Source organism: Achromobacter sp. NFACC18-2, from assembly GCF_900108985.1.
Taxonomy (GTDB): domain Bacteria; phylum Pseudomonadota; class Gammaproteobacteria; order Burkholderiales; family Burkholderiaceae_B; genus Achromobacter.
The window spans coordinates 39321-56546 of sequence record NZ_FNYM01000019.1 but is presented as its reverse complement, the minus strand read 5'-3'; the positions used below and the strand labels follow the sequence as shown (position 1 = coordinate 56546).

The following is a 17226-nucleotide window of genomic DNA, read 5'->3' as shown; positions in this document are numbered from 1 at the left end:
CCGGTTCCACCCGATGCAAGATTCTTCTCTGCCTTGCCAGGATGCGCCGCCTCCCCCGGTGGGGGCCGCGGCGCGCCGCGCCACGCGCTCCGTCGCGGTGAAGTGGGGCGATCGCGTCGTCACCGTGGGCGGCGACGCCCCGGTCGTGGTCCAGTCCATGACCAACACCGACACCGCGGACGCCATCGCCACCGCCATCCAGGTCAAAGAGTTGGCCCAGGCCGGCTCCGAACTGGTGCGCATCACGGTGAACACGCCCGAAGCAGCCCGCGAAGTCGTCGCCATCCGCGAACAGCTCGACCGCATGGGCGTGAACGTGCCGCTGGTAGGGGACTTCCACTACAACGGCCACAAGCTGCTGACGCAATTCCCGGAGTGCGCCCAGGCGCTGTCCAAGTACCGCATCAACCCCGGCAACATGGGCGGCGGCAAGCGCCGCGACGACAACTTCGCGCAAATGATCGAAGTCGCCTGCCGCTATGACAAGCCGGTGCGTATCGGCGTCAACTGGGGCAGCCTCGATCACGAACTCATGGCGCGCAAGATGGACGAAAACAGCCGTCGCGCCCAGCCGTGGGAAGCGCAAGCCGTCATGCGCGACGCGCTTGTCGTGTCGGCCATCAGCAATGCCCAGCGCGCCGAAGAACTCGGCCTGCGGCGCGACGCCATCATCCTGTCGTGCAAGGTCAGCCACGTCCAGGACCTGATCGCCGTCTATCGCGACCTGTCCGCCCGTTGCGACTACCCGCTCCATCTGGGCCTGACCGAAGCTGGCATGGGCAGCAAGGGCATCGTGGCTTCCACGGCCGCGCTGGCCGTGCTGCTGCAGCAGGGCATCGGCGACACCATCCGCATTTCGCTCACGCCCGAACCGGGCGGCGAGCGCAGCCGCGAAGCCATCGTCGCGCAGGAAATCCTGCAGACCATGGGCCTGCGCGCCTTCACGCCCATGGTCGTCGCCTGCCCGGGTTGCGGCCGCACCAGCAGCACGTTCTTCCAGGAACTGGCCGACAGCATCCAGTCGTTCCTGCGCCGGCAGATGCCGGTGTGGCGCACGCAGTACCCCGGCGTCGAGAGCATGAACGTCGCGGTGATGGGCTGTGTGGTCAATGGGCCGGGCGAAAGCCGTCACGCCGACATCGGCATCAGCCTGCCGGGCACCGGCGAAGTGCCGGCCGCGCCTGTGTTCGTTGACGGCGAGCGGACGGTCACGCTCAAGGGCGACCATATCGCCGAAGAGTTCCAGGCCATCGTTGAAGAATACGTTGCGCGCCGCTATGGCGCGCTCGCCTCTCACTAAAGTAAGGGTGTAGCCGCTGGCGCGCTTCCCGGCGCGCGGCGCGGCATGATCAAGATGACTCAAGCTTTCCAGAAAGTCGCCGCCATACGCGGCATGAATGACCTGCTTCCGGGTGCGAGCGCCCGCTGGGAGCAATTCGAGGAAATCGTGCGCGGCTGGCTGCGCGGCTATGGCTATCGCAATGTGCGTACGCCCGTGCTTGAGCATACGCGCCTGTTCGCGCGCGGCATCGGTGAAGTCACCGACATCGTCGAAAAAGAAATGTACACGTTCACCGACGCGCTCAACGGCGAGTCGCTGACCATGCGCCCCGAGATGACCGCGGGCATCGTGCGCGCCTCCATCGAGCACAACCTGCTCTACGACCGTCCGCAGCGCGTCTACTCCATCGGCCCCGTGTTCCGCCACGAGCGCCCGCAGCGTGGCCGCTACCGCCAGTTCCACCAGATCGACGTCGAAGCGCTCGGTTTCGCCGGTCCCGACGTGGACGCGGAACTCATCGTCATGCTGGCCCGACTCTGGAAACTGCTGGGCCTGAAGGACGTGCGCCTCGAACTGAATTCGCTGGGCCAGCCCGCCGAGCGCGCCGCGCATCGCGCCGCCCTGATCCAGCATCTGGAAAAGCACCGCGACGTCCTCGACGAAGACGGCCAGCGCCGCATGTACAGCAACCCGCTGCGCGTGCTGGACACGAAGAATCCCGCCATGCAGGAGATGGCCGACAGCGCGCCGCGCCTGTTCGACTTCCTGGGCGAAGAATCCCGCGCGCACTTCGAAGGCGTGTGCCAGCGCCTGACCGACGCCGGCATCGAGTACCGCCTGAACCCGCGTCTGGTGCGCGGCCTGGACTACTACAACCTCACCGTGTTCGAGTGGGTCACGGATCGCCTCGGCTCGCAGGGCACGGTCTGCGGCGGCGGCCGCTACGACGGCCTGGTCGAACTGCTGGGCGGCAAGCCGGCGCCCGCCGTGGGCTTTGCCATCGGCATGGAACGCCTGCTCGACCTGTGGGAACAAAGCGTGGACATCGCCGCGCCCGCCGAGTGCGACGTCTACGTCGTGCACCAGGGCGAAGAGGCGCAGCGTCTGGCCGCGCGCGTCGGCGAAGACCTGCGCGACGCGGGTCTGTCGGTCATCGTGCATGCCGGATCGGCGGGCTTCAAGTCGCAATTCAAGCGCGCGGACGCCAGCGGCGCCCGCGTTGCGGTTATTCTTGGCGCCGACGAAGTGGCTACGCAGACCGCCAGCGTCAAGTTCCTGCGCGCGCAGGAACAGGGCGAGGCGGCCCAGCAGCAGGTGCCGCTGGCGAAGCTGGCCGACGCATTGAACAACAAGGGTTAAGGCATGGCATACGATCTGGAAGAACAGGAAAAACTCGACGCGATCAAGGCGTGGTGGGCCCGCTACGGGACGCTCGTGCTCACGCTGGTGACGGTCGTGCTCCTGGCCTGGGGCGGCTGGTGGGGCTGGAAGGCGTATGAATCGCATCGCGCCAACCAGGCCATGGGTTACTTCGAAGCCCTCGAAGATGCGGCCCGCCTGGGTGGCGCCGATTCCGCGGTGCGCATCAAGACGGCCGCCGCGACGCTGCGCGAAAAGTATCCGAACACCGGCTATGCCGCCCGCGGCGCCCTCGTGGCCGCTCAGGCGCTGCAGGCCCAGAAAGATGACGCCGGTGCGCGCGAACAGCTCGAATGGCTGGCCGGCCAGAACAAGAACCCGTCCATGCAGGCCGTGGCGCGCCTGCGCCTGGCGGGCATGATGCTGGACCAGAAGCAATACGATGCCGCCCTGGCGCAGTTGAACAACCCGCCGGCAGCCTTTGCCGCCTTGTTCGCCGACCGCCGTGGCGATGTCCTGGCTGCGCAAGGCAAGCGTGACGAGGCCCGCGCGGCATGGCAGAGCGCCATCGATGGCCTGGGCCAGGCCAATCCCCTGACCCAGGTTGTGCAACTGAAACTGGATGCCTTGAGCGGAGCGTGACTGTAATGCGTAAATTTGCACCTGGCCGCACGTGGCGCGGCGCCGTTTTGCTGGCCAGCCTGCTGGCCCTGGGCGGTTGCGGCATGTTTTCTCATGATGACGGCCGCTACGACCCCGCTCCCCTGACCGAATACAAGGCCGGCATGTCCGTGCGCCAGGTCTGGTCCACGTCGATCGGCAGCGGCTCGGGCCTGGGTTTCGCGCCCACCGTGCTCGGGGACGCCATCTACGCCGCCACGCCTGACGGCTCCGTGGGCAAGTTCGATCTGCAGAGCGGCCGCGTCATCTGGAAGGCTGACGTCGACGGCAAGTTGTCCGCTGGCGCCGGCAGCGACGGCACCACCACCGCCGTGGCCTCGCCCAATGGCGACGTCATCGCTTTCGACGACACGGGCAAGGTCAAGTGGAAGGTCCGCGCCACCAGCGACGTCAGCATTCCGCCGGTCGTCGGCTATGGCATCGTCGTCGTGCGTAGCGGCGACTATCGCATCCAGGCATTCGACGCCAACAGCGGCGAACGCGTCTGGAGCGTGCAGCGCCCCGGTCCCTCGCTCGCCTTGCGCAGCGTGTCGCAGATGGTGCTGGCCGAAGGCCTGGTCATCACCGGCCTGCCCGGCGGCAAGCTCATGGCCATCGCTTCCAACAGCGGCAACGTCCAATGGGAAGGCACCGTGGCCACGCCCCGCGGCGCCAGCGACCTGGAACGGCTGACCGACGTGGTCGGCGTCCCGCGCATCGCCGGCAACCTGCTGTGCGCGGTCGCCTATCAGGGACGCATTGTCTGCTTCGACGTCACCGCCGGCGGCCGTCCGCTCTGGGCAAAGGACTTCTCCAGCGTCAGCGGCCTCACGCTGGACGACCGATTTGCCTATTCCGCCGACCAGAACAGTGTGGTGAACGCATTTGCGCTGGATAATGGGGGCAATCTCTGGAAACAGGCCGCCCTGAAGAACCGCCAGCTCACCGCACCGGCTATGCTGGGGGGAGCGCTGGCCGTGGGCGACCTGGACGGATACATGCACTTCCTGTCGCGCAGCGACGGCAGCCTGATGGCGCGCCTGTCCGTGGGCGGAGGCGCCATCGTTTCGCCGCCGCAAACGACCCCCCAAGGCGTGCTGGTCCAGACGGGCAATGGCAATCTCGTCATGATCGGCACCAACTGAAACCCATAAAGCAAAACCCTTACACCGTGTCTTTCAAGCCTGTCGTTGCCCTGGTCGGCCGCCCCAATGTGGGGAAATCGACCCTTTTCAATCGCCTGACGCGATCGCGCGCCGCGCTGGTGGCCGATTATTCCGGCCTGACCCGCGATCGCCATTACGGCGAGGGCAGGGTGGGCGATATTCCGTTCATCGCCATCGATACGGGTGGCTTCGAGCCCGTCGCGAAGGATGGCATCCTGCTGGAAATGGCCCGCCAGACGCGCCAGGCCATCGCCGAGGCGGACGTCGTCGTGTTCCTGGTGGACGCGCGAGCCGGCCTCAATGCGCACGACCACGAAATCGCCAAGCTCCTGCGCAAGTCGGGCCAGCAACGCGTCCTGCTGGCCGTGAACAAGGCCGAAGGCATGGGCCTGGGGCCCGCCATCGCCGAGTTCCACGAGCTCGGCCTGGGCCAGCCCTATCCCATTTCGGCGGCGCACGGCGACGGTATCGTCGACCTTATCGAACTGGCGCTCAAGGACCTGGCCGAACCGCCCGCTGAGGCCGAGCCTGCCGAAGAAGGCGAGCACGATCACCGCATCAAGCTGGCAATCGTCGGTCGCCCGAACGTGGGCAAGTCCACGCTGATCAACACCTTCCTGGGCGAAGAGCGCGTCATCGCCTTCGACATGCCCGGCACCACGCGCGACGCCATCGAAATCGATTTCGACCGCGACGGCCGGCGCTACACGCTGATCGACACGGCCGGCCTGCGCAAGCGCGGCAAGGTGTTCGAGGCGGTCGAAAAGTTCTCCGTCATCAAGACCTTGCAGGCCATCGAAGCCAGCAACGTCGTGCTGCTCATGCTGGACGCGCAGACCGAAATCTCCGAGCAGGACGCGCATATCGCCGGGTTCGTGCTGGAAACTGGCCGCGCCGTGGTCGTGGCCGTCAACAAGTGGGACGGCCTGGACAGCGAAGAAAAGGAACGCATCGAGCGCGAGTTCAATCGCAAGCTGCGCTTCCTGTCATTCGCGCGCGTGCACACGATTTCCGCGCTGCGCGGGCAGGGCATCAAGCCTTTGCTCAAGTCCATCAATGCCGCGCATGCCGCTGCGTTCGCCAAGCTGTCCACGCCCAAGCTCACGCGCGAGCTGCAGCTTGCGGTCGAGCAGCAGCAGCCTCCCCGCAAGGGCATCTTCCGCCCCAAGATGCGCTACGCGCACCAGGGCGGCCAGAACCCGCCGCTGGTGGTCATCCACGGCAATGCGCTGGACGCGATTCCCGACTCGTACCGCCGCTATCTCGAAACGCGATTCCGCAATGCGTTCGACCTGGCCGGCACGCCGCTGCGCATCGAATTCAAGTCTTCGCACAACCCCTACGCGCAGGAAAGCTGATCCATGAGCCGTTTCTGGAGTCCCGTAGTCGGGACGCTCAGTCCCTATGTCCCGGGCGAGCAGCCCAAGCTTCAGAACCTGGTCAAGCTGAACACCAACGAGCATCCTTACGGGCCGTCGCCCAAGGTGCTCGATGCGATCCGCGAGGCCTGCGACGACACGCTCAAGCTTTATCCGGATCCTTCCTCCGATCGCCTGCGCCAGGCCATCGCCTCGACCGTCGGCGTGCAGCCCGGGCAGGTGTTCGTGGGCAATGGTTCCGACGAAGTCCTGGCGCACGCTTTCCTGGCCCTGCTCAAGCATGATCGGCCTGTGCGGTTCCCGGACATCACCTACAGCTTCTATCCGGTGTATTGCGGTCTGTACGCCATCGATTTCGAAACGATGCCGCTCACCGCGGACTTCCGCATCGATGTGGAAGACTACCTGCCCGCGCGCCATGGACAGGCGGGCGCCATCATCTTCCCGAATCCCAACGCGCCCACCGGCCGAGCGCTTGCCGCCGCCGAGGTCGAACGCATCGTTGCCGGCAACCCCGACACGGTGGTCGTCGTCGACGAGGCCTATGTGGATTTCGGCGCGGAATCGGTCATCCCGCTTGTCTCGCGCTACGACAACCTGCTCGTTGTGCAGACGCTCTCGAAGTCCCGCTCGCTCGCGGGCCTGCGGGTGGGGTTCGCCGTCGGCAGCGCCGCGCTGATCGACGGACTCGAGCGAGTAAAGAACAGTTTCAACTCCTACCCCATCGACCGGCTGGCATCCGTCGGCGCAGTAGCGGCCCTGGAAGATACGGAGTACTTTGAGAAAACCCGCTGCGCCGTGATCGAAACCCGCTCACGCATGACGACGGGGCTGGAATCGCTGGGCTTCGAAGTGCTGCCGTCCGCCGCGAACTTCGTGTTCGCGCGGCACCCTTCGAAAGACGCCGCGATGCTGGCCGCGGCCTTGCGCGAGCGCAGCATCATCGTTCGACATTTCCGTCATGCGCGCATCGATCAGTTCCTGCGCATCACGGTGGGTACCGACACGCAGTGCGACCTGCTGCTGGAAGCGCTTGCGCAGGTACTGCAGGCGTGATTTTCAGGGGCGTTTGGGCTGGAAAAATCTGGACTCATTTTTGCTTCCCGGCCAAGTAGCACGGGCCGGGAAAACCCTGTAGAGTACGTGTTTCGGCGTGCACCACCAGTACAAAAAGCACGCCACCACTCAATAACAAACAAATGGAGCCTGGCCAATGAGCAATAAAGGGCAAACTCTGCAAGATCCGTTCCTCAACACGCTGCGCAAGGATCATGTGCCCGTGTCGATCTATCTCGTGAACGGCATCAAGCTTCAAGGGCAAATCGAATCTTTCGACCAGTACGTCGTGTTGCTGCGCAATACCGTCACCCAAATGGTCTACAAGCACGCCATCTCCACCGTCGTTCCCGCGCGTGCCGTCAATTTTCAAGTGGAAGTCCCTGCTGAGTAATCTCGCTCCAGCTTTACCTTTTATTGCCCGCCGGACGGTTCTCGTCGGCGGGCATTTTCGCTTTGGCTCCAATATGGTGCATGTATGCGCGCTCTGATCATCAGCGTGGATCTGGGTGACCCAGACTTCACGGCCCATGCCGAGGAATTCGCCATGCTGGCCAAGGGCGCGGGCGCCGAAATCGTCGGCACCCTGACCGCCCGTCGGGACCGTCCCGACGCCAAGTTCTTCATCGGCTCGGGCAAAGCCGACGAGGGGGTTGCGATGGCGCAGGCCTTGCTTGCGGATATCGTCCTTTTCGACCAGCCCCTGTCGCCGGCCCAGCAACGCAACCTCGAGCGCGTCTTCAACCTGCGCGTCGTCGATCGCGTTGCGCTCATCCTGGACATCTTCGCGCTGCGCGCAAAGAGCCACGAAGGGAAACTGCAGGTCGAACTGGCGCAGCTCCAGCATCTGGCCACGCGCCTGACGCGCATGTGGAGCCACTTGGAGCGCCAGCGCGGCGGCATCGGCATGCGCGGCCCCGGCGAATCCCAGCTCGAAATGGACCGCCGCATGATCGGCGCCAAGGTCAAGACGCTGCGTGAGCGGCTGGACAAGGTCGAGCGCCAGCGCGTCACGCAACGCCGCGCCCGCGCGCGGGGCGGGGCGCTGTCGGTGTCGCTGGTCGGCTATACCAACGCCGGCAAGTCGACCTTGTTCAATGCCCTGACCCGGGCAGACGCCTACGCCGCTGACCAGTTGTTCGCCACGCTGGACACGACCACGCGGCGCATTTGGGTCGAAGGGGCGGGTTCGGTGGTGATATCCGATACGGTCGGCTTCATCCGCGACCTGCCCCACGACCTGATCGCCGCCTTCCGGGCCACGCTTGAAGAAACCGTGCACGCCGATCTGCTCCTGCATGTGGTGGATGCGGCCAGTCCGCAACGGGATGAGCAGATCTTCGAGGTGAACAAGGTGCTCGCCGAAATCGGCGCTGCCGCGATTCCGACCATTCTGGTATACAACAAGATAGATCGGGCGGGACTGGAACCGCGGGTCGAGCGCGATGCACATGGTACGATTGCGCGAGTATTTGTAAGCGCCACCGAGCGCGCCGGTTTGGACGCGTTGCGCGGGGCAATTGCGGAGACCGGACAGATTGTGGGAAACAATGCCGCGAATTATCAAACTCTTCAATCTGAATGACCCCGGCTGGGGTCGCGGAAACAACAATGGCTCCGAGCCGCCGCCCAAGCGGCCTCAGCGCGACGGAGACGGCCCACCCGACCTGGACGAGGTCTGGCGCGATTTCAATAATCGCATCGGCAACCTGTTCGGCCGCAAGGGCGGGGGCGGCAACAACCGGCCCGGCAATCGTGGCGGCATGACGCCGCCTTCCCCGCGTGGCACGCGCATCGGCCTGGGCGTCATCGCCCTGGTCGCGGTGGGCATCTGGCTGGCCAGCGGCTTCTACATCGTGCAAGAAGGCCAGGTCGCGGTCGTGACCCAGTTCGGCAAATACAAGAGCACGTCGCAAGCCGGTTTCCAGTGGCGCCTGCCGTATCCGATCCAAAACCATGAAATGGTCAACGTGTCGCAACTGCGCACGTTCGAAGTCGGTTTCCGCGGCGGTGCGCGCAACAAGGTCCTCCCTGAAGCGCTGATGCTCACCACGGACGAGAACATCGTCGACATGCAGTTCGTGGTCCAGTACCGTCTGCGCGCCGATGGCGCGCCTGACTACCTCTTCATGACGCGCGACCCGGACGAATCCGTCCGCCAGGCCTCCGAAACCGCGATGCGCGAAGTCGTAGGCAAGCAGTCCATGGACTTCGTGCTGTACGAAGGCCGTACGACCGTCGCCTCGCAGGTGCAGGCGCTGATGCAGCAGATCCTGGATCGCTACCAGACCGGCGTGCAGGTCAGCACCGTCGCCATCCAGAACGTGCAGCCGCCCGAGCAGGTCCAGGCCGCGTTCGACGACGCCGTCAAGGCGGGCCAGGATCGCGAGCGCCAGATCAACGAAGGCCAAGCCTACGCCAACCAGGTCGTGCCGCTTGCAAGCGGTCAGGCCTCGCGCATGGTCGAACAGGCCGAAGGCTACAAGGCCAAGGTCGTCGGCGACGCGCAGGGTAATACGTCGCGCTTCACCAGCATCCTGGGCGAGTACGAGAAGTCGCCCCTGGTCATGCGTCAGCGCATGTACCTGGAAAGCATGCAGGACATCTTCACGCGCGCCAGCAAGGTCATGGTCGACACCAAGAGCAACAACAACATGTTGTACCTGCCCCTGGACAAGATCATGCACCTGGCCGCTCAGGACGGGGGCAAGTCCAATGTCGGCAATCCCGGTTCGCCCGCTCTGGTCTCTCCGCCTGTCCAGCCTCCGCGTGGCACTGCCACGCCGGCGCCGCAGCCTTCCGGCAGCAGCACGAGCAACACGCTGCCCCGCGACCGTATGTCGCGCTAATCCGGAGGAGTCCCGAACATGAATCGTCTTATGCCCATCCTGGTCGGCCTGCTCATCGTGCTGGCCCTGCTTTCCTCCAGCGTGTTCGTCGTGCGCGAGCGCGACTACGCACTGGTGTTCTCGCTCGGCGAGGTCCGCAAGGTCATCAGCGAACCTGGCCTGTATTTCAAACTTCCGCCGCCGTTCCAGAATGTCGTCACGCTCGACAAGCGCATTCTGACCATCGAAACCAACGAAGCCGAGCGTATCCAGACGTCGGAAAAGAAAAACCTCCTGATCGATTCCTACGTCAAGTGGCGCATCGCGGATCCCCGCCTGTTCTACGTGACGTTCGGCGGCAATGAGCGTGCGGCGCAAGAGCGCCTGCAAGCCCAGATCCGCGACGCGCTGAACGCGTCGGTCAACGTGCGCACGGTGCGGGATGTCGTCTCCACCGAGCGCGACAAGATCATGGCGGAAATCCTGACCAACGTCGCCAAGCGCGCCGAGCCCCTTGGCGTGCAGATCGTCGACGTGCGTCTGCGCCGGATCGAGTTCGCGCCGGAGATCTCGGAATCGGTGTACCGCCGCATGGAGGCCGAACGCACGCGCGTCGCCAACGAGCTGCGTTCCATCGGCGCCGCCGAAGGCGAGAAGATCCGCGCCGAAGCCGACCGCCAGCGCGAAGTCATCGTCGCCCAGGCGTACGCCAAGGCACAGGGCATCATGGGTGAGGGCGATGCCGCTGCGGCAGCGATCTACTCCCAGGCTTACGGCAAGAACCCGGACTTCTACACGTACTACAAGAGCCTGGAAGCCTATCGCGCCTCGTTCTCCAGGCCGGGCGACGTGCTGGTGGTCGACCCCAGCTCCAGCTTCTTCCAGTTCATGAAGGATCCGGCTGGCGCCGCGCTGGCGCCTGTCACTGTGCCGGCCAAGTGATGCGCAAGCGGTAGCGCCAGCGCGCCGCAGGCACGAAAAGCCCCCTGGTTCTCCAAGGGGCTTTTCTGCATCTGGCGCGCGCCGTATCGTGCGTCCGTATTGGGGACGGGTTGCGGCCATGCGTGCGCCACCCGGCTGGCGCTGTCGGCCGAACCATGTACAATACCGCGTAAGCTAGAAAACATTCCGCAGCGGCTGAGCGGGCTTACGCCCCCTCAGCCGCTTTTTCGTTTGGGCGACGCCCACGCATCACTTGGCGTTATTCAGGTAAACATTCATGGGTAACTGGTTGCTGCCCGAGAGCCTTGCCGACGTACTTCCGGCCGAGGCCCGGCGCATCGAGGAATTGCGCCGCGAACTTCTCGATCTTTACCGTACTTACGGGTTCGAGCTGGTCGCGCCGCCCCTGGTCGAGTACATCGATTCATTGCTGTCGGGCACCGGCAGCGATCTGGATCTGCGCACCTGCAAGCTGGTGGACCAGCTCTCGGGCCGCACGCTGGGCGTGCGCGCGGACATGACTCCCCAGGTCACGCGCATCGACGCGCACTTGCTGAACCGCGCGGGCGTCACCCGCCTGTGCTACTGCGGCAACGTGTTGCATGCGCGGCCTTCGGACCTCTTGTCCAGCCGTGAATTGCTGCAGATCGGCGCCGAAATCTACGGCCACGCCGGATTCGAAGCCGACCTCGAAATCATCCAGCTCGTGCTGGAAACCGTTGCAATCGCCGGCGTGCGCAATCCGCGCCTGGATCTGTGCCATCCGGGCGTGTTGCGCGCCCTCCTGAAGTCCGACCCGGCGGCTGCCGAGCTGGCGCAGGACGCCATCCGGCTGATGCGCGACAAGGACGTGCCCGGTTTGGGCGAGCTCGCATCGCGGGCGCCCGGCATCCGACCGGAAACGCTCAAGGCGCTGCAATTGCTGCCCACCCTGTACGGCGGTCCGGACGTGCTGAAGACCGCTCGCCGGGAACTGCCGTCGTTGCCCGGCGTGGCCGAGGCGCTCGACGCGCTGCAGTCGCTGGTGGATGCCATGCCGAACGTGTCGTTCAGCGTGGACCTGGCCGATGTCGGCGGCTACGCCTACCACTCGGGCGTGAAGTTCGCCCTGTACGCCGAAGGTTGGCACGACGCGCTGGTCAGCGGCGGCCGCTATGACGACGTCAGCCGTGCATTCGGCCGGGCGCGTCCGGCGACGGGCTTCAGTCTGGATTTACGCAAGCTGGCGGCGGGTCTGCCGCCGGCGGAAAGGGCGCGAGCGGTTCGCGCGCCCTGGGGGCAGGCCCCCGCCCTGACCGAGGCGGTTCGCCGCCTGCGCCGGTCAGGGGAAATCGTCGTTCAGGTATTGCCCGGTCACGAGCAGGATCAGGACGAATTCGTTTGCGATCGCGAGCTGGCGCTGCAGGATGGCGTCTGGACGGTCAGAACGCTGTGACTAACTCCCTCTCGGAAACGAGGGGGCCGCGGGGAGATTTCCGGATTTCCCGAGAAACTCGATATTGATTCGTAACATGAGCAAGAACGTAGTCGTAATCGGCACCCAGTGGGGTGACGAGGGCAAAGGCAAGATCGTCGACTGGCTGGCGGAATCCGTCCAGGGCGTGGTCCGCTTCCAGGGCGGTCACAACGCCGGCCATACGCTGTGGATCAACGGCAAGAAGACGATTCTTCGCCTGATTCCGTCGGGCATCATGCATCCCGGTGTCACCTGCTTCATCGGCAATGGCGTCGTGCTGTCCCCCGAAGCCCTGCTCAAGGAAATCGAAGAGCTTGAGGCGGCCGGCCTGGACGTGCGCTCGCGCCTGCAAATCTCCGAGATCTGCCCGCTGATCCTCCCGTACCACGTCGCCATCGACAAGGCACGCGAAGCCCGCAAGGGCGAGGGCAAGATCGGCACGACCGGTCGCGGCATCGGTCCGGCCTACGAAGACAAGGTCGCCCGCCGCGCGCTGCGCGTGCAAGACCTCTTCAATCCCGCGCTGTTCGACGAAAAGCTCGCCGAAGTGCTGGATTACCACAACTTCGTGCTGACCCAGTACCTGGGCGCCGAAGCCGTGTCGGCCAACGAAGTGCGCGATCAGGCCATGGCGCTCGCCCCGGCCATCGCCCCGATGGTCAAGGACGTCTCCAGCAACCTGTATGCCATGCAACAGGAAGGCAAGCGCCTGCTGTTCGAAGGCGCCCAAGGTGCGCTGCTGGATGTCGACCACGGCACTTACCCCTTCGTCACCAGCAGCAACTGCGTGGCGGGCGCGGCCTCGGCCGGCGCGGGCGTGGGTCCCCAGCAACTGGATTACGTCCTGGGCATCACCAAGGCGTACACCACGCGCGTCGGTTCTGGTCCGTTCCCCACCGAACTGGTCGACGAGATCGGCACGCGCCTGGCCACGATCGGCAAGGAATTCGGTTCGGTCACCGGCCGTCCGCGTCGCTGCGGCTGGTTCGACGGCGCCGCCCTGAAGCGCTCGGTGCGCCTGAACGGCATTTCCGGCCTGTGCATCACCAAGCTGGACGTGCTGGACGGTCTGGAAACCATCCAGCTCGGCGTCGGCTACCGCGTCAACGGCGAGTTCCGCGACGTGCTGCCCTATGGCGCGCACGCCGTGGCCCAGGCGCAGCCCGTCCTGGAAGAACTGCCCGGCTGGAGCGAGTCGACGGTCGGCATCACCGAGTACGCCAAGCTTCCCGCCGCGGCCCGCCGCTACCTGGAACGTGTGGCGGAAGTCTGCGGTGTTCCGATCGACCTGGTGTCCACCGGCCCGGACCGCAACGAGACCATTGTTTTGCGTCATCCCCTGAAGGGCTGACATCGGGTTATTATTCCCGAGGCCGCCGCCGGTCATACCGGCGGCGGCCTTTTCGTATTTTTGTGCAGGAGATGCTTGCCTATGAGCACGCCGACCAGTGACGATAGCCATCTGTGGGTAACGTGGGACGATTACAACCGCTTGATCGAGCGCCTTACTTTGCAGGTGCACCAGTCGGGCTGGAAGTTTGACAAGATTCTTTGCCTGGCGCGCGGCGGCATGCGCGTTGGCGACGTCATGTCCCGCATTTTTGACGTGCCGCTCGGCATCCTCGCCACCAGCAGCTATCGCGAGGCGGCAGGCACCAAGCAGGGCGACATGGATATCGCCCAGTTCATCACCATCACCCGAGGCACGTTGTCCGGGCGAGTGTTGCTGGTGGACGACATGGTCGATACCGGCAAGACGTTCAGCAAGGTCTACGACCACCTGAAGAGCCAGTTTGCCGACATCACCGAACTGCGCAGCGCCGTGCTGTGGTGGAAAGGCCATTCCCTGGCCACGCCCGACTACTACGTCGAAAAGCTGCCCACCAATCCCTGGATCCACCAGCCGTTCGAAGACTACGACAGCTTGCGTCCCCATCAATTGGAAGCCTGGATCCGCAAGGGCTCCCAGGGCTAGCTGGTTTAGTCGAAGGGCGGTCCCGGCGCGCTGGGAAGCCCTTTCAGTAGTCAAACCGCCTATGACCATGCTAGAATCGCTGGTTATCGCTAAACCGAACTTGGCTTGTTACTCTCTGGGTAGTCTTTGGGTAACGGAAACAGCCAGCTTAAACCCGGGTGATCGCATGCCTGGGTTGCGCTTTCAAGGTTCCTAGTTATCGCGGTACTAGCCTTTTGGTGGTTGGCTGGCCTGGTTGTCAGGTCCCGTCGCCAAAGGCCGTCTTCGCGTACCTGGGTCCGCGCAGCGTTGCTGGAAAAGCAAGCCAGGTTTGTCATCAACTTTTGTTACCCTACAAGCAGGCCAATTACTTTATGCCTATCGTTCGACTGAAGGAAAACGAACCGTTTGAAGCCGCTCTGCGCCGCTTCAAGCGCACCATCGAAAAGACCGGTTTGCTCACCGAGCTGCGTTCGCGCGAGTTCTACGAGAAGCCCACCGCCGAGCGCAAGCGCAAGCATGCCGCCGCCGTGAAGCGCCACTACAAGCGCATCCGTAGCCAACAACTGCCCCCGCGCCTGTATTGATTTCTGATTCCCGAATCTATTGATTCCAGAATCATTCATCCAGGATTTGCTCGCCCGAGTCGACGTCGTCGACATAGTCGGGCGATATGTGCAGTTGCGAAAGGGTGGGGCCAACTTGCTTGGCCTGTGCCCCTTTCATAACGAAAAAAGTCCCTCGTTCACTGTCAGTCCCACCAAGCAGTTCTATCACTGCTTCGGCTGCGGAGCTCATGGCAGCGCCATCACCTTCCTGATGGAACATACGGGCGCCAGTTTCCCCGATGCCGTGCGTACGCTCGCGGCATCGGCGGGAATGACGGTCCCCGAAGAAAACCGCAGTCCCCGTCAGCAGCAGGAATCCGCGCGCCGCAAGGCCGAGGAATCCCGGCATACACAAGTGCTGGACGCCGCGCAGGCGCATTACCTCAAGCAGTTGCGCGCGTCGCCCGCTGCCGTGCGCTACTTGAAGCAACGTGGCCTCACCGGCGAAATCGCGGCGCATTTCGGCCTGGGGTGGTCCGGCACGGACAGGCATGGCTTGTCTCAGGTATTTCCCAATTACGAAGACCCCACATTGGTGGAGTCCGGGCTTGTCATCGAGTCCGAAGACGGGCGCCGTTACGACCGCTTCCGCGAGCGCGTCATGTTCCCGATTCGCAATGCGCGGGGAAGCCTCATCGGATTCGGCGGCCGGATCATCGGCAAGGGTGAGCCCAAGTACCTGAACTCGCCCGAGACCCCGCTGTTTTCGAAAGGGCAGGAGCTCTACGGATTGTGGGAAGCGCGCCAGGCCATCCGCCAGGAAGGCCAGGTCATCGTGGTCGAAGGCTACATGGACGTGGTCGGGCTGGCCCAGCAGGGCATCGCCAATGCAGTCGCCACGCTTGGCACCGCGACCACGCCGGACCATGTCAAGAAGCTCTTGCGCGCCAGTGACAAGGTGATTTTCAGCTTTGACGGCGACAAGGCCGGGCGGCGGGCTGCGTGGCGAGCCTTGCAGGCGTGCCTGCCGGTGCTCAGGGACGATATTGCGATCCGGTTCCTGTTCCTTCCTGCCGAGCACGATCCGGATTCCTACGTGCGCGAACTCGGCGCCGAGGCTTTCCGGGCTTGCCTGGCCGAGGCCGTGGCGCTGTCGCGCTTCCTGCTGGAAGAGCTGGCGTCGCGTCACAACATGACCGAGGCCGAAGGTCGTGCCAGTTGCCTGCACGAAGCCAAGCCCCTGCTGGCCGCCATCCCCGAATGTGCGCTGCGCGTGCAGATTGAACGCGAAATGGCCAAGCTGGTGCAGCTCACGCCCGAGGAGATGGCCCAGGTCCTGGCGCAGCAGCCCGCCAAACCCTTTGCGCCCGCCGGCCGGCCGGCGCAGGGCGCGGGCGAAGCGGCTGCAGCCGGCTCGCCGGGCTCCGATGGCGGCGCGCCCGACATGGGATATGACTTCGGCGGCCACGAATTCCACGACATTCCGGCAGACGAATCCGAATTCACGGATTATGGCCAGTATGCCTCGCACGGCGACGAGTCCATCCCCGGCGGCGGCGGCTGGCAGCAGGGCGAAAAGCAGGACTGGAAGGCCAAAAGCGACTGGAAGTCGAAGGGCGATTGGAAAGGCAAGGGCGATTGGAAGGGCGGCAAGGGCAACTGGAAGGGGCGCCGTGACAACGACGTCGGCGGCTTCGAAGGCCGCCGCACGATGCCGTCGCTGGCCAAGCGCCTCCTCAGTCTGCTGCTGGCCCATCCCGAGTTGGTCGATTCCATGGGAGACCAGCAGCTTGAAGTCATCGACCACGGCCCCCATCTGGGTCTTGTAAGGGACCTGATCATGCTGGCGCAATCCAGCGGGGCACGCCACGTCGGCGCCTTGCTGGAGGCGGCCGAGCCGGATTCGGACCTTGCCACCGTGCTGAAAGGTCTGAGGGCGGACATCCTGTCGCAAGAGGATCTGCCGGACCCGCAGACGGAATGGGATGACGCGCTGCGGCGCATCGAGTTTGATTCGGCCAAGGCCGAAATGGCCAAGCTGGCAGCGGCGGGCCTGGCCACTGATGAGGCCCGCAAGCGCTATCTTGAGCTGTCCCGCCGCATGACCGTCTTGAAAGGTGCCGGCATGCGCTAAATGCGCTAAAATCAAAGGTTGTCCGCCACGTTGCGAGAGGCCCGGCAGGCAAGAGCAGGGGCCTCTGGATGACCAGCAGTAGCAGGAACTTGAAAAATGTAGGGTGGTATCCGGAATCTATTTTGGATGCCGTAATCTAATAATTATTGTGGCAATTTATTGTGGCAATTGGCGTGCCCATCGATGCGAGCGGATGTTCGATTGATGCTCGGGCACCCCGGTAGTTCCCGGTAGTTGAGCCCCTGGCGCTAGCGCCGACCAGAAAAAAGAGGAACGCCTTCTTTTTCTTAATGGCTTAAAAAAAACGGGACGCGTGCGTCAATTTTGTTACATAGTTAATTAATATAGCTGAGCGGTGAATCGAGCAGTTCAGCGGCGGTAGTTCCGCGTGGCGTTAGTGGTTCGGGTGCTGTGTATACGTAGCCGCTTGGGGCAATGGCCCGATAAGCGAGCAAAGCCTAT

General features: G+C 64.2%; 15 protein-coding genes. All 15 read left to right on the top strand.

Translation table 11 applies throughout. The annotated features are described in order from the left end of the window. Positions 1-13 precede the first annotated feature (13 nt). The 15 genes from ispG to dnaG all read left to right on the top strand — a co-directional run bounded on the left by ispG (position 14) and on the right by dnaG (position 16764). On the top strand, positions 14-1300 hold the full coding sequence (gene ispG / locus BMW75_RS24465) for a flavodoxin-dependent (E)-4-hydroxy-3-methylbut-2-enyl-diphosphate synthase (RefSeq protein WP_056315698.1): 1287 nt from the start codon (positions 14-16) through the stop codon (positions 1298-1300). 54 nt (positions 1301-1354) lie between these two features. Continuing rightward, entirely contained in the window at positions 1355-2641 is a 1287-nt protein-coding gene (gene hisS / locus BMW75_RS24460) for a histidine--tRNA ligase (RefSeq protein WP_092582276.1), read from the top strand. A 3-nt stretch (positions 2642-2644) separates the two neighbouring features. Beyond that, a complete protein-coding gene (locus BMW75_RS24455) occupies positions 2645-3283 on the top strand; it encodes a YfgM family protein (RefSeq protein ID WP_076519909.1) in 639 nt (212 codons plus the stop codon). A 5-nt stretch (positions 3284-3288) separates the two neighbouring features. After that, positions 3289-4446, top strand: a complete 1158-nt coding sequence (bamB, locus tag BMW75_RS24450) for an outer membrane protein assembly factor BamB (protein WP_092582236.1) — start codon at positions 3289-3291, stop codon at positions 4444-4446. A 26-nt stretch (positions 4447-4472) separates the two neighbouring features. Next, positions 4473-5825 carry a ribosome biogenesis GTPase Der gene (der, locus tag BMW75_RS24445; protein WP_076519911.1) on the top strand — a complete coding sequence of 451 codons (1353 nt, stop codon included), beginning with the start codon at positions 4473-4475 and terminating at the stop codon, positions 5823-5825. Between the two features lie 3 nt (positions 5826-5828). Continuing rightward, on the top strand, positions 5829-6902 hold the full coding sequence (hisC, locus tag BMW75_RS24440) for a histidinol-phosphate transaminase (RefSeq protein WP_092582235.1): 1074 nt from the start codon (positions 5829-5831) through the stop codon (positions 6900-6902). Positions 6903-7059: 157 nt separating this feature from the next. Beyond that, entirely contained in the window at positions 7060-7296 is a 237-nt protein-coding gene (hfq, locus tag BMW75_RS24435) for an RNA chaperone Hfq (RefSeq protein WP_006218585.1), read from the top strand. An 84-nt stretch (positions 7297-7380) separates the two neighbouring features. After that, complete coding sequence (hflX, locus tag BMW75_RS24430) at positions 7381-8487, top strand: GTPase HflX (protein WP_092582234.1); 1107 nt, start codon at positions 7381-7383, stop codon at positions 8485-8487. Further along, positions 8453-9751 (top strand): FtsH protease activity modulator HflK, encoded by a 1299-nt coding sequence (hflK, locus tag BMW75_RS24425; RefSeq protein WP_092582233.1) that lies wholly within the window; start codon positions 8453-8455, stop codon positions 9749-9751. Before hflX ends, hflK begins: the two co-directional genes overlap by 35 nt. An 18-nt stretch (positions 9752-9769) precedes the next feature. Then, positions 9770-10672 (top strand): protease modulator HflC, encoded by a 903-nt coding sequence (gene hflC, locus BMW75_RS24420; protein ID WP_076519915.1) that lies wholly within the window; start codon positions 9770-9772, stop codon positions 10670-10672. Between the two features lie 277 nt (positions 10673-10949). Next, on the top strand, positions 10950-12107 hold the full coding sequence (locus BMW75_RS24415) for an ATP phosphoribosyltransferase regulatory subunit (RefSeq protein ID WP_092582232.1): 1158 nt from the start codon (positions 10950-10952) through the stop codon (positions 12105-12107). Positions 12108-12183: 76 nt separating this feature from the next. Then, complete coding sequence (locus BMW75_RS24410; protein ID WP_056315722.1) at positions 12184-13479, top strand: adenylosuccinate synthase; 1296 nt, start codon at positions 12184-12186, stop codon at positions 13477-13479. Between the two features lie 81 nt (positions 13480-13560). Beyond that, complete coding sequence (locus BMW75_RS24405) at positions 13561-14103, top strand: phosphoribosyltransferase (protein WP_076519917.1); 543 nt, start codon at positions 13561-13563, stop codon at positions 14101-14103. A 353-nt stretch (positions 14104-14456) separates the two neighbouring features. Further along, on the top strand, positions 14457-14669 hold the full coding sequence (gene rpsU / locus BMW75_RS24400; RefSeq protein ID WP_006218592.1) for a 30S ribosomal protein S21: 213 nt from the start codon (positions 14457-14459) through the stop codon (positions 14667-14669). Between the two features lie 19 nt (positions 14670-14688). Then, the gene (dnaG, locus tag BMW75_RS24395) at positions 14689-16764 is read left to right on the top strand and encodes a DNA primase (protein WP_092582230.1); all 2076 of its coding nucleotides are present in this window, start codon (positions 14689-14691) and stop codon (positions 16762-16764) included. Positions 16765-17226: the final 462 nt, after the last annotated feature.